The following is a 12,477-nucleotide window of genomic DNA, read 5'->3' as shown; positions in this document are numbered from 1 at the left end:
CAGTCGGAACATCTGCGATTTGGTGTGTTCACATGCTACGCGGTCGAGGCTCGACCACGCATTTCGAGCCGGTCGACGTGTGGATAAGTGCTGTGGAAGCCACTCTCTGCAGGCCGACCGACCCGGGGGTGGGCTACTCGCCCTTGTTCTTCGCGATGATCTCCTCGGCAACAGCCTTGGGGACCTCCGCGTACGACTCGAACGTCATCGAGTAGACGGCGCGACCCGAGGTCTTCGACCGCAGGTCGCCGACGTAGCCGAACATCTCGGACAGCGGAACGCTGGCCCGGACGACCTTCACGCCGCTGGCGTCCTCCATCGAGGCGATCTGGCCACGACGGGAGTTCAGGTCGCCGATGACGTCGCCCATGTACTCCTCGGGCGTACGCACCTCGACGGCCATGATCGGCTCGAGAAGCACGGGGGTGGCCTTGCGGGCAGCCTCCTTGTAGGCGATCGATCCTGCGATCTTGAACGCCATCTCGGACGAGTCGACGTCGTGCGCCGCACCGTCGAGAAGCAGTGCACGGACACCCACGGTCGGGTACCCGGCGAGAACGCCGACCTGCATGGCGTCCTGGATACCGGCGTCGACCGACGGGATGTACTCGCGCGGGACGCGGCCGCCGGTGACCTTGTTGACGAACTCGTACGTCGACTCGGCAGTGACCTCGAAGGGCTCGAGAGCGATCTGGACCTTCGCGAACTGGCCCGAACCACCCGTCTGCTTCTTGTGGGTGTAGTCGTAGCGCTCGATGCCCTTCTTGAGCGTCTCGCGGTAGGCGACCTGGGGCTTGCCCACGTTCGCTTCGACGTTGAACTCGCGCTTCATGCGGTCGACGAGGATGTCGAGGTGAAGCTCGCCCATGCCCTTGATGACCGTCTGGCCCGTCTCGGCGTTGAGCTCGACGCGGAACGTCGGGTCTTCCTCGGCGAGCTTCTGGATCGCGATGGAGAGCTTCTCCTGGTCTTGCTTCGTCTTCGGCTCGATGGCGACCTCGATGACGGGCTCCGGGAAGGTCATCGACTCGAGGACGATCTGCTCGTTCGGGTCGCACAGGGTGTCACCCGTGGTCGTGAACTTGAGACCGATCACCGCGTAGATGTGGCCGGCGGTGACGCCGTCGACGGGGTTCTCCTTGTTGGAGTGCATCTGGAAGATCTTGCCGATGCGCTCCTTCTTGTCTTTGGTCGAGTTGATGACCTGCGCGCCGGACTCGATGTGACCCGAGTAGACGCGGACGTAGGTGAGGCGACCGAAAAACGGGTGCACCGCGACCTTGAAGGCGAGAGCCGAGAACGGCTCGGTCGACTCGGGCTTGCGGATGATGATCTTCTCGGCGTCGCGGACGTCGTGGCCCTCCATGGGAGGCACGTCGAGCGGCGAGGGCAGGTAGTCGATGACTGCGTCGAGCATCGGCTGCACGCCGCGGTTCTTGAACGCGGAGCCGCAGAACACCGGGTAGATCTCGGAGTTGACCGTCAGCTTGCGGACGGCGCCCTTGATCTCGGCGACCGTCAGCTCTTCGCCGGCGAAGAACTTCTCGAGAAGCGCGTCGTCGGTCTCGGCGACGACCTCGAGGAGCTTGGCGCGGTACTCGTCGGCCTTCTCCTTGAGGTCGGCCGGGATCTCCTCGATCTCGTACTTGGCGCCCATCTCGACGTCGCCCTTTGCGTCGCCGCGCCAGGTCAGCGCGCGCATCTCGACCAGGTCGACGACGCCCTCGAACGAGGACTCCGCACCGATCGGGAGCTGCATGACCAGCGGCTTGGCGCCGAGGCGGTTGATGATGGTGTCGACCGTGAAGTAGAAGTCGGCGCCCAGTTTGTCCATCTTGTTGACGAAGCAGATGCGCGGGACGTCGTACTTGTCGGCCTGACGCCAGACGGTCTCGGACTGGGGCTCGACGCCCTCCTTGCCGTCGAAGACGGCGACGGCACCGTCGAGCACGCGGAGCGAGCGCTCCACCTCGACCGTGAAGTCGACGTGACCGGGGGTGTCGATGATGTTGATCTGGTTCTTGTTCCAGAAGCAGGTGGTCGCAGCGGACGTGATCGTGATGCCACGCTCCTGCTCCTGGGCCATCCAGTCCATCGTGGCCGCACCGTCGTGGACCTCACCGATCTTGTGGGTGATGCCCGTGTAGAACAGGATGCGCTCGGTGGTCGTCGTCTTGCCGGCATCGATGTGCGCCATGATGCCGATGTTGCGGACCTTGTTCAGGTCGGTGAGCACGTCCTGTGCCACGGGTTCCTCCGATTGGGGGGTTAGAGAGAGTGTTGTCGCCGGGCGGCAGCGGTTGCAGCCGCCCGGCGGTGCCCTTGCGGGCGGTGGTGCTTACCAGCGGTAGTGCGCGAAGGCCTTGTTCGACTCGGCCATCTTGTGCGTGTCTTCACGACGCTTGACAGCGGCGCCGAGACCGTTCGACGCGTCGAGGATCTCGTTCATGAGACGCTCGGTCATCGTCTTCTCGCGACGAGCCTTGGCGTAGCTGGTGAGCCAGCGGAGAGCCAGGGTGTTCGCACGGTGAGGCTTGACCTCGACGGGGACCTGGTAGGTCGAACCGCCGACGCGACGCGATCGGACCTCGAGGGTCGGACGGACGTTGTCGAGAGCCTTCTTCAGCGTGACGACGGCGTCCTGGCCGTTCTTGGCCGAGACACCGGCGAGGGCGCCGTAGACGATGCGCTCGGCGAGACCCTTCTTGCCGTCGAGGAGGATCTTGTTGACGAGCTGGCTGACGATCGGGGCGCCGTAGACGGGGTCTGCGACGACGGGACGCTTAGGAGCGGGACCCTTGCGAGGCATTACTTCTTCTCCATCTTCGCGCCGTAGCGGCTGCGAGCCTGCTTGCGGTTCTTGACAGCCTGGGTGTCGAGAGCGCCGCGAACGATCTTGTAGCGGACACCGGGGAGGTCTTTCACACGACCGCCGCGGACGAGGACCATCGAGTGCTCCTGAAGGTTGTGACCTTCGCCGGGAATGTACGCGGTGACCTCGGTGCCGTTGCTCAGCTTGACGCGAGCGACCTTGCGCAGGGCAGAGTTCGGCTTCTTGGGGGTGGTGGTGTACACACGGGTGCACACGCCACGCTGCTGGGGGTTGGCCTTCAGGGCGGGAGCCTTGGTCTTGACGACCTTCGGCGTGCGACCCTTGCGGACCAGCTGCTGAATAGTTGGCACTGGTTCTCCTTGGATTCGTACTTCTCGGTTCTGGCCGCCCCGGTCGGACGGCTTCCTCATCTCTGGAGCACGACAGCAACACTCGACTTGCTGGAGGTTGTGGTCAGGCGTCATCCCGCGGAGAGTGTCCGCGGCCTGCGCGGGGAACGAGAAGTTCGTCACCCCGAAGAGACGGTTGTTTCGGTCTTCGAACTTCGACCGAAAATCGGGCGCGCCGCTAAGCGCACACCCGAGCAAGAATAGCCGGATGCTAGGGCAAGATCAAACGCGCTCGCCTGTGCCGGGAGCGAACGCCGCTCCGGACTCCCGGGTCACGCGTCTCCGGTGCGGGCCAGGAGCAGAGTTGCGGCGACCACGGCACCTGCCCACAGGGAGGTGAGCAGCACGAAGCCGCTCGCGACGTAGCGCCCGGCGAAGAGGACCAGCCAGAGAGCGTCGTGGCGGCCGAGAGCGTAGAGCCCTCCGCCGACGAGGAGCATCGCGAGGTAGCTGGCGACTGCGGCGGCCAGTGCGGGCGGGGAGTTCCTGCGCCCTGGGGATTCTCCGTCGCGGGCCTCGACCCCGAAGCGCCGCGCGAGAGCGAAGAAGACGCACGCCATCGACGCCAGGACCATGGCCGGGCCCAGCAGGAAGCTCGCGTCGGACTCGCCGATCGGATCGGAGCCGGTGACGTAGAAGAGGACTCCCGCCGTCAGCACCGACAGAGCGAGGTGCGTGACGGTCGCCATGAACGTGAGGAGGCCGTGCGACATTGCCCCACCTTAACGAGAAGTGCCGGCGAGCGCTGGTTGGCGCTCGTCGGCACATCCACTCCTGCCATCCCGGCAGGTCGACTGCCTCTCAGCGGCGACGCTGATCGGCGGATGGAAGCCACGAGTCGGTCGATCGGGACCTTCGACCGACCCGTGGCGGCTTGTGCTCCCCTACTTGCCGGCCGCGGTGTCGGTCGACGAGCCGTCGGTCGCGCTGGACGCGGTGGAGGAGTTGGTGGTGGTCTGCTGCTGCTTCTGGGCCGACTGCGCATCGGTCAGGGCGTAGATGGAGCCGGTGAGCGTCCAGCTCCCGGTCGTTCCGTCAGCAGAGGAGTCGCTTCCGCCCGAGAAGGCCGTCACCAAGAACAGGCGATCACCGGAGTGAACGGCCGATAGGAAGTCGAGAGCCTCGCCGTACGTGCCAGACACCGTGATGGTGAACGGAATCACTGAGAAGTTCGACGCGGTGATGGACGAGTTCGTGACAGCGGCCGGCGCCACGGGAGCGGTTCCCGGAGTCGTCGTGGCGGTCGACGAGGTGCTCGTCGCCACCGGCGCGGTGTAGGCCTGCGCATCGCTCATGGCAAAGCTCGAGATGCCGACGTTGGCCTGGTCGGCGAGCGCGTTCATCTCGTCGATGAACTCGGGCGCGGCCGCATCGGCCGGCACGGACTGCTGCAGATCCGCGAGCTGCGTGGTCAGGCTCTTCATCTTCGAGAACTTCGACTCAAGGGTCGTGATCCCGGCGCGGAGGCCCTGGTTCTGCGCGACGACCGCCGAGTTCTGCGCTTTGGCGTCGGCAGCGGCTGAGAGCTGGGGGCGGACGCCGGCAATGAATCCGAGTGCGATGACGACGACAGCGGCGAAGACGGCGCCGATCGTCAGGAGGCGATTGCGGTCCATGTCACTTGCCCTTCTTGGTGTACAGACCCGAGTAGGCGTCCTGGTTGATGTGCATCACGATGTTGGCCGTGTAGACGCCGTCGGAGGCGTTGACCGTTCCCGGCGTCGCGTCCACGTAGCCCGGGAGGGTGACGAGGCCGTTGAGCAGCTTCGGCACCGACGGGAGGGTCGGGCTCTCGACGGTGACAGTGACGGTGCCGATGCGGACACCCTGCAGCGCCGCGCTCGACTGCGTGTAGGCCGTGGTGGCGGACGCAGAGTCCACGCTCACGCTCTTGATCGTCGTGTCGGCGGGGAGTGTGGCTTGGAGCTTCTGGAGGTAGGCGTTCCAGTCGATGTCCGTGCCACCGCCGACCTGGCGGGCGGCGTCGATGAGGGTCGTCTGATTTTCGACGACCTTGACCTTGGCGTACTTGGCTTGCTCCGCCGAGAGCGACGAGGTCTCGCCCTGGCTCGTGGCGAGGTCCTCCTGCGCGTGCATGGAGACGAGAGTGGCGCCTCCGGTGGCAATCACGGCGATCACAGCGACCCCGACGACGCCGAGCCACGCACGACGGACGTTCTGCCTTGCACGACGTTCGGCCCGCACCTCGAGGGGCAGCAGGTCGACGTGGGGGACTCCGCCGATGGCGACTGCGTTCTTCGGGACCTTCGCGGGCTTCGGCGGAGCTACCGAGGCGGGCTTGGCCGCGTTGCCCCTCGTCATCGGCGCCTGCGCGGTTGGGCCGGACGGTGCCGCGGGGGCGGCGACACTCGCCTGAGCGCCAGCCATCATGGGACCGGCCGACACGACGGGTGACGCCGGCGCCTGCTTGGGGGCCTTCTCGGCAGGAGCGGACTTGGCCGCTCTCGCGGACTTCGATGCGGGCTCCCTGCCCTGCGCGGCGCGCTGCTGGGCCTTGGTCAGGTAGAACTTCATGCTGCGCTCCCGAGGGCCAGACCGAGCGCCACCGTGTACGACGACACGTTGGCACGGGCCTTCAGATCGGCGGACGATTTCGACGGTGAGAAACCACGAAGGGGATCGGCGCTGACGACATCGAGGCGGGTGACCTCCTGGAGCGCATCCTTCAGACCGATGAGCTGGGCGCCACCGCCGGTCAGGATGATGTGGCTCACCGTCTCGGTCGGGCGCGTGTTCGCGTAATAGCTGATCGTGTTGCGGAGGCTGCCGAGGAGCTCGTTGACCGTCTCGAAGATGACGGCCGAGGCCGTCTTGTCTTCTTTGGTGTCGGTGCTTGGAGTCAGGCCGAGCGTGCGCTTAGCGCCCTCGGCGAGCTCACGCGGAATCTCAAGGCGCGAGGCCAGATCGCCGGTGACGTCGTCGCCGCCGCTCGGGATGATGCGCACGAATTGAGGGACGCCGTTCGAGAGGAGCACGACCGACGTGGTGGTGGCGCCGATCTCCACCAGGGCCACGGTCCCAGAAGTCCCCGCTCCCGTCACGAGCAGACGCGACACCGCGAACGGGATCAAATCGACGCCGACGGTGTTCAGGCCGGCGAGCTTGGATGCGCGCACGTTGCCGAGCACGGCGTCTTTGACAGCGGCGATGAGGAGGCCGTTGATGACCGGCCCGTGCTCGCCGATGCCCTCGGACACCGGGTAGAAGTCGAGGAGGGCATCCGCGACGGGCACGGGGAGCATGTCCTGCACCTGGAAGGGCAGGGACTCCTTGATACGGGCCTTGGACGCCTTGGCGACCGTGAGATCACGGGCGAGCACGCGCTGATTGCCCATGCCGAGCACGACCTGCTTGCTCTTGAAGCCGGACTGCGACCAGAGGGTCTTGAGGGCCTGCGCGACGGTCTGCGGCTCGAGGACTTCTCCTCGGCTCACCGCCCCGTCGGGCAACGGCACTTCGCCGTAGCGGACGAGAGTCGGCTTCGCCGAAGCGGCGCCCGAGATCTCGACAGCACGGAGGCTGCTGGTGCCGATGTCGACACCCACGATGTTCTTGCTCATTGGAACGAACTCGCTTCCTGGAACTGTTCTGTTCTCGCCGGGCCGCTAGGCCACGCCGAGGAGGGAGAGGTAGCCGTGCCAGACGGCCGGGCCGACGAACACGCCGACCCACGCACCCACGAGCATCCAGGGACCGAAGGGGATCCCGCCCTTCCTCCCGATTCGCTTGAGGGCGATCAACGCGATGGAGAAGACCCCACCGAAGAGGAAGGCAGAGAATGCGCCGACCGCGAGCGGTCCCCATCCGAGCCAACCGAGGAAGAGACCGAGGACTCCGGCGAGTGTTACATCGCCGAAGCCCATACCGGCCGGGTAGAAGAACCAGGCGAGAGCGTAGAACAGCCCGAGGGAGCCCATGCCGATGGCTGCGCGGAGCAGCGCTGTCCAATCGCCGGTGAGAGCGGACGATGCACCGAGCAGCACCGCGCCGACAGCGTAGGCGGGAAGCACGATGGCCCGCGGGAGGCGGTGCACGTCGAGGTCGATGAGACCTAGCGCGACGCTGATGGCTGCGAGGTAGAGGAAGGCGACGAGAGCGAGAAGACTCGCGCCGAAGTTCGCCGGCGCCTCGCTGAGGAGGCCGTGAGGGAGGAAGCGGATGGCGACGACGACGAAGAACACGCCCGTCGTGGCCTCGACCAGCGGGTAGCGGGCCGAGATCGGCTCGTGGCACGAACGGCACTTGCCGCGCAGGGCAAGCCACGAGAGCACGGGCACGTTGTCGTACGCCTTGATCTCGGAGTGGCAGCCGGGGCACGCGCTCGGTGGCGAGACCACCGACATGCCATTCGGTACCCGGTAGACGACGACGTTGAGGAAGGAGCCGATCAGGAGCCCGAATCCTCCACCCAAGACGGCGACGGCGAGAGCCCACGGCATCGTGGCGGCGATCACTGGGGCGTTCCGTCTGCCGCGTACGCGGTCTTCGCCTCGGTCAGCGTCGTCACGCCGTAAGACGTCGTGACCGGGCTGAGGAACTTCGGCGGCGCCAGGTAGCGGAGCCGGGCGTCGTAGCCGTAGTTCTTGATGTAGCCGTTGGCGCCGTTGCTCGCGATGCCTCGAAAGTTCTGCGCGATGGAGCCCTTGACAGTCAGGGTGCCACGACTGCCACCGCGGTCGAAGTTCTGGACGACGAACGAGTGGGAGCTCGACAGGATCGCGGCGTCGATCTCGCGGCCGGAGTCACCGAGCAGCGACACGTAGCTGCCGTTCTGCAATTTGACCGGGTTGTAGACGAACACGTTGTTCGTGCCGATCAGGCCGAGGATGTCAGAGTTGGAGTCCACGTATGTCAGGTCGTTTGTCACGTAGACGTAGTTGTCGGTGGCGATGGTGAGCTGCCCGTGGAAGCTGCCCTTCACGAACGCGTCGCCATTGCGCGCGCCGTAGGCGCACGGGCTCGCCGAGCCGTAGCCGCCGGTCGTGGTCGGGACGACCTCGCTCAGCTGCGCGTTCGACGAGTTCACGATGGGATACCCGACGTGGTTGTTCGAGCAGCTCGTCGTCGACATGCCGCTCGCTGTCGTCGAGGTGTAGTTGACGTCGGAAGAGGTGGTGGGCACGTTCTGCACATACACGAGGTTGTTCGCCGGCACGGTGAAGGTGGCACCGGCGGTGGAGCCGAGCTGGCCGGTCCCCGTCCCGGGAATACCACAGTCTGCGAGGGCCGAGCCGCTGGTGCCGGCGGCGTTCGTGCGCGTCTTCTTCGTGTAGGGCGACTTGACCGTCATGGTGCCGTCGGCATTGAAGACGATGTCGGTCGGGCCTGTGTAGAGGCAGCCCGGGCGGGGCACGTCGGTCGGAAGGTCGTTCTCCGTCTCGCGCTTCGGCAACGCGAGCGTGGTCGGCATGTCGATGCTCGACTCGAGGCCAGGCTGAGTGGTCGATCCCGGGAACTTCTGCCCGGTGCAGGTAGCGCCGTTCGAGTCCTTGGCGGTATAACGGAGCCCGGTCGTGGCCGGATTCGACGACGTCACCTTCGTCGTGAAGGAGGCCTGGCAGATGCGCATCGTGTCGTTCGAGTGCGCCGGCCCGGCGATGACGTCGCCACCACCGAATGCGATCTCACCGCAGCCCGAGGGCCGGCCCTGGTAGGCGTACTTGAGGCAGCTGCTCGAGCCGGTCGTCGGCTTGCCAGTCTGCTGAGGGTCCTGGAACTCGTAGTTCGTGAAGTAGAGGTAGTCGATGAATCCGTCCTGGCGGAGATCGGCGACGACTGAGCGCGTGGTGGTGCCGACACGGCCGGTGGAGCGAAGGCGCAGGGTGCCGAAGTTCGTGTACTGGGAGTTGTCGACCTCGTAGCGGAAGGTTGCGGTCGAGATGGCACTGCCAGTGCTGCCGGCCACGGTCGCCCAGGTGCCGGACTTGCCCACGCCGAAGGCGGGGTTCGTCTGCGTTCCGGTGGGAAGGGTCAGCGAGCCGGCGCTCGTGGCGCTGAAGGCGGCCGCGGGGTTGCCGTACTGCTGGTACGTGTTGTCATTCGACAGCCGCGACTGGTACTCCTGCACGCCGGCGTATGCGGCGGCGAGAGCGCCGTTCCAGTCCTGATCGGTGTCGGCCTTCTTGAGACCGCTCGAAGCGACAGACAGGGCGGTGGCCGCCATGATCATGATGATCATGCCGAAAATGAGGGCGATGGCCAGAGCCATGCCCTCTTCGTCGGGCTTGCGCTCCAGGTTCAGGATGCGGCGGATGCGCTTCATGAGACGGCTCCAGTCGGAGTGAGGTTCGGAGTGCCGACCGAGTTGACCAGCGTGACCCCGGTGTCACCGGCCCTGGTGCTCTTGATCGTGAGCGTGACGGTGACGGTCGAGATGTTGCCCATCTGAGTCCCCGTCAGGGCGCCCTGGGCGTTCGGAGTGAGCTGAGTGCCCGTCGAGTCGAAGTACTGGAACAGCACCGGCACGGACGCGGACGAGGCGGACACCGGACCCGTGAGGGTGCGCTTGGAGACGGCGCCCGTGAACTGCCAGTAGGAGGTCTGGTACGCGACGGCGGCGGTCTTGGTCTCGACGAGGCTGCGGTTTGCGGCAAGCGCGAAGGTGACCAGCTGCGGCTGGGCGGTCGAGCCCGACTGGTTGACTGCGGTCGAGAACGTCATCGACTCGGTGGTTGCGACGCTAAAGGACGCCGCGTCGGCGACGTTCGGAACCGGGTTGTTGACGGCTCCGCGGATCTCCCGGGCGAGCTCGTTCATGCCGTTCGACACCTGGCGGACGTTCTGGTCTGTGGCGTTGGCCTGAGTCGTGACGCGCGTGAGGGAGACGAACATCCCCGTCACGACCGTGAGGACGATGCCGAAGATCATGATCGTCACGAGCAACTCCGCAAGGCTGACGCCGCGGTCGTCGAGACGGCGCGCGGGGAGCCGCCGGACGACACCCATCAGTTGACTCTTGGGTCGAGGGTCACGACATTCGTCGAGCTGGAACCCGGGGCGAGGATGCCCAGGATGCTGCCGACGAGGGAGCCGATGGTCACCTTCGACAGCGCCGACGTGCTCGATCCGCTAGTGATCGCCCAGGTGCCGTAGGGCAGCGCGATCGTTGCCGAGGTGCCGTTGCCTGACTTGGTGAAGTTGTAGGTCTGTGTCGCTGCGCAACCGGGGTCGCCGTTCGCGGCGGTCGTGGTCTTGGCCTGAATCACCTTGTCAGTGCTCTTCACAGCGATCGTCGTCACGCCCATCGGAACCTGGACGGATGCCGCTTTCAGGGTAGGGTCGGCCGCGACCGGCGCGGGGCGCTGACCGACCTTGTTCGTCGATGACTTCGGCCAGGACTCCGGGTCGGGAGAGAGGCACGAGGTCGCCGAGCCGCCCGCGGGCACGTAGGTGCCGGCCAGGAAGGTGTAGCCGGCGCTGGTCGGGTAGAGAAGCTGGTCGGAAGCAGGCGTCGGCGCCGTGTAGGTGCGACCGGTCGTGAGGATGGTCGTGTCGAGATCAGTAGGGACGAGCGCCGTGCCGGAGTAATTCGCCGCGTAGTTGGCATAGGTCATCGAGTAGTCGTCGGCTGCGTCGTAGCTGAAGGACACGCCGATCGAGTCGCCGGCCGCGACCGTCACGGTCTTCTGGGGCGTCGGGTTCTGATCGGGGTCGACGTCATTCTGGCCGGAGGCGGTTGCGAGCGTGACGTCGTAGGTGCCGGGGACGACCTTGATCGCCACCGCGCAACCATCGCTGTTGGTGAGGCTGGGCTGCGAGCTGGTGTCGAGGGCGCTGCCGGTGTTATTGGCCGTGTCGGTGTCGACCGTCACGTTCGCAGTGACTCCGGAGACGCCGACGCCGGTGCTGCCGGTGACCGAGATGAGTATCGTCCCCGTGGACGGGTCGTTGATCTTGCTCGTGGGAGCGATGATCGTGTCGGCGCGGACGGCGCTGGTGGTCGACTTCTGCGACGACCACGAGACGGTTACATTGACGTGCTTGTAGAACAGGGCGCCGTTGCCCTTGTTGGCAGCGGTCGTGCAGAGGGAGTCGACGCCGGCAGTCGTGACCCAGGCGACCGCCTGCGTGACGGTGTACGTGGTGCCGCTGAGTGTGAACTTCTGCTTGCTGCTCGCCAGGGCGAAGATGTCGGTGGTGTTGCGAGCCGAGTCGATGGTCTGCGAGGCGAGGTTGGCGGCGACCTCGCGGCTGCGGTTGTCGCGGGTCATTATCAGCGCGGTGCCGATGGCTGTGATGGCACCGACAGTGATGACGGCGAAGATCGTGAGGGCGATGATGACCTCGATCAGCGTCATTCCTGCGTCACCAGCGATGCGAGTGCGGCGAAGCCGGGCGATCAGAGCGATCATGGGGTCACCTCCCTACGGTGTCGTGCTGAAGTCGTGTCGGGCGTTGCAGTGGTGGAGCGGGGTGTCTCGCCGAGATGGGGCGGCACGGTCCACACCGTGCCGCCCCGGCTCAGATGATGCTTACTTGCAGATGTCAGCGAGTGCGACGGACGAAGAGCTGACGCCGTTCGTGTCCGTTACGAAGAAGTACTTGCTCGAGTCGCTCAGGGCCTTCTCGTAGAGGCAGAACGAGGTGGAGGTGGACGACAGGGCCGTGTTGGAGAGAATCGAACCAGACCCGGTGGTGAAGCCGTAGTCCTTGCCGCCGAACGTGGTCGCCTTGGTCAGGGTGCCGCCGGCGGTCGTGGTCGGGAACGAACCGGAGTCCGTCTGGTAGGCGATGAGAGCGGTCTTGGCGTTGGTGAGGTCCGACTTCACGCCGGCGTCCTTCGACGAGTTCTGCACACCCAGGTAGACCGGGATGGCGATCGCGGCGAGGATGCCGATGATGATGACGACCACGAGGAGCTCGATGAGCGTGAAGCCCTTGTCGGTGTCCTGCGTGAGGTTCTTGCGGCGGGCGTTGAGCTTGCCCATGAGCACTGCGTACATGAGTTCTTCCGTTTCGGGATGGTGGTGGATTGAGAGGTGTGGCGGAGGCAAGCTCTGCCTGCCAAGAGAGACGTTATGCGGCAGGCGAGGGGGTACAGAATCCCTTGTCCGGGGGGTTTTCCCAGATTTCGTGTCCCCAGTACGGGGCGGTGGCGGCGTGTCGTATCCCCTGGTCAGGGGTGTTTTTCACAGGAACACAACACCACCCCCGACCGGGGTACACGAACGCCCACCGCCGTGATGGCGATGGGCGACACGCGTTGCCTTGAGGTCAGTGCCCCTGCACGAGACG

General features: G+C 65.8%; 12 protein-coding genes. All 12 read right to left on the bottom strand.

Annotated elements, in window-relative coordinates; translation table 11 throughout:
• Nucleotides 1-133 precede the first annotated feature (133 nt).
• Entirely contained in the window at nucleotides 134-2,248 is a 2,115-nt protein-coding gene (fusA, locus tag EDF46_RS14090) for an elongation factor G (protein ID WP_123506933.1), read from the bottom strand.
• A gap of 90 nt (nucleotides 2,249-2,338) precedes the next feature.
• Entirely contained in the window at nucleotides 2,339-2,809 is a 471-nt protein-coding gene (gene rpsG, locus EDF46_RS14085; protein WP_123506932.1) for a 30S ribosomal protein S7, read from the bottom strand.
• On the bottom strand, nucleotides 2,809-3,183 hold the full coding sequence (gene rpsL, locus EDF46_RS14080; RefSeq protein ID WP_055964941.1) for a 30S ribosomal protein S12: 375 nt from the start codon (nucleotides 3,181-3,183) through the stop codon (nucleotides 2,809-2,811). The genes rpsG and rpsL overlap by 1 nt, the downstream gene beginning before the upstream one ends.
• 311 nt (nucleotides 3,184-3,494) lie before the next feature.
• Entirely contained in the window at nucleotides 3,495-3,935 is a 441-nt protein-coding gene (locus EDF46_RS14075) for a DUF6121 family protein (protein WP_123506931.1), read from the bottom strand.
• A gap of 171 nt (nucleotides 3,936-4,106) precedes the next feature.
• Nucleotides 4,107-4,838: a hypothetical protein gene (locus EDF46_RS14070; protein WP_123506930.1), complete on the bottom strand. Its 732-nt coding sequence runs from the start codon at nucleotides 4,836-4,838 to the stop codon at nucleotides 4,107-4,109.
• Nucleotide 4,839: 1 nt separating this feature from the next.
• Nucleotides 4,840-5,757: a hypothetical protein gene (locus tag EDF46_RS14065; protein WP_123506929.1), complete on the bottom strand. Its 918-nt coding sequence runs from the start codon at nucleotides 5,755-5,757 to the stop codon at nucleotides 4,840-4,842.
• Entirely contained in the window at nucleotides 5,754-6,803 is a 1,050-nt protein-coding gene (pilM, locus tag EDF46_RS14060; protein ID WP_123506928.1) for a type IV pilus assembly protein PilM, read from the bottom strand. Before pilM ends, EDF46_RS14065 begins: the two co-directional genes overlap by 4 nt.
• Before the next feature lie 45 nt (nucleotides 6,804-6,848).
• Nucleotides 6,849-7,697, bottom strand: coding sequence for an A24 family peptidase (locus EDF46_RS14055; RefSeq protein ID WP_370454110.1), 849 nt, complete (start codon nucleotides 7,695-7,697; stop codon nucleotides 6,849-6,851).
• A complete protein-coding gene (locus EDF46_RS14050; RefSeq protein WP_123506927.1) occupies nucleotides 7,694-9,505 on the bottom strand; it encodes a hypothetical protein in 1,812 nt (603 codons plus the stop codon). Before EDF46_RS14050 ends, EDF46_RS14055 begins: the two co-directional genes overlap by 4 nt.
• Nucleotides 9,502-10,188 (bottom strand): type II secretion system protein, encoded by a 687-nt coding sequence (locus EDF46_RS14045; protein WP_123506926.1) that lies wholly within the window; start codon nucleotides 10,186-10,188, stop codon nucleotides 9,502-9,504. Before EDF46_RS14045 ends, EDF46_RS14050 begins: the two co-directional genes overlap by 4 nt.
• Entirely contained in the window at nucleotides 10,188-11,594 is a 1,407-nt protein-coding gene (locus EDF46_RS14040; protein WP_123506925.1) for a prepilin-type N-terminal cleavage/methylation domain-containing protein, read from the bottom strand. The genes EDF46_RS14045 and EDF46_RS14040 overlap by 1 nt, the downstream gene beginning before the upstream one ends.
• 120 nt (nucleotides 11,595-11,714) lie before the next feature.
• Nucleotides 11,715-12,185, bottom strand: coding sequence for a type II secretion system protein (locus tag EDF46_RS18955; protein ID WP_123506924.1), 471 nt, complete (start codon nucleotides 12,183-12,185; stop codon nucleotides 11,715-11,717).
• Nucleotides 12,186-12,477: the final 292 nt, after the last annotated feature.

The organism is Frondihabitans sp. PhB188, assembly GCF_003752365.1.
In the GTDB taxonomy this organism is placed as follows: domain Bacteria; phylum Actinomycetota; class Actinomycetes; order Actinomycetales; family Microbacteriaceae; genus Frondihabitans.
Note: the sequence above shows the minus strand (reverse complement) of the source record. Positions and strands in the feature narration are given on the sequence as shown.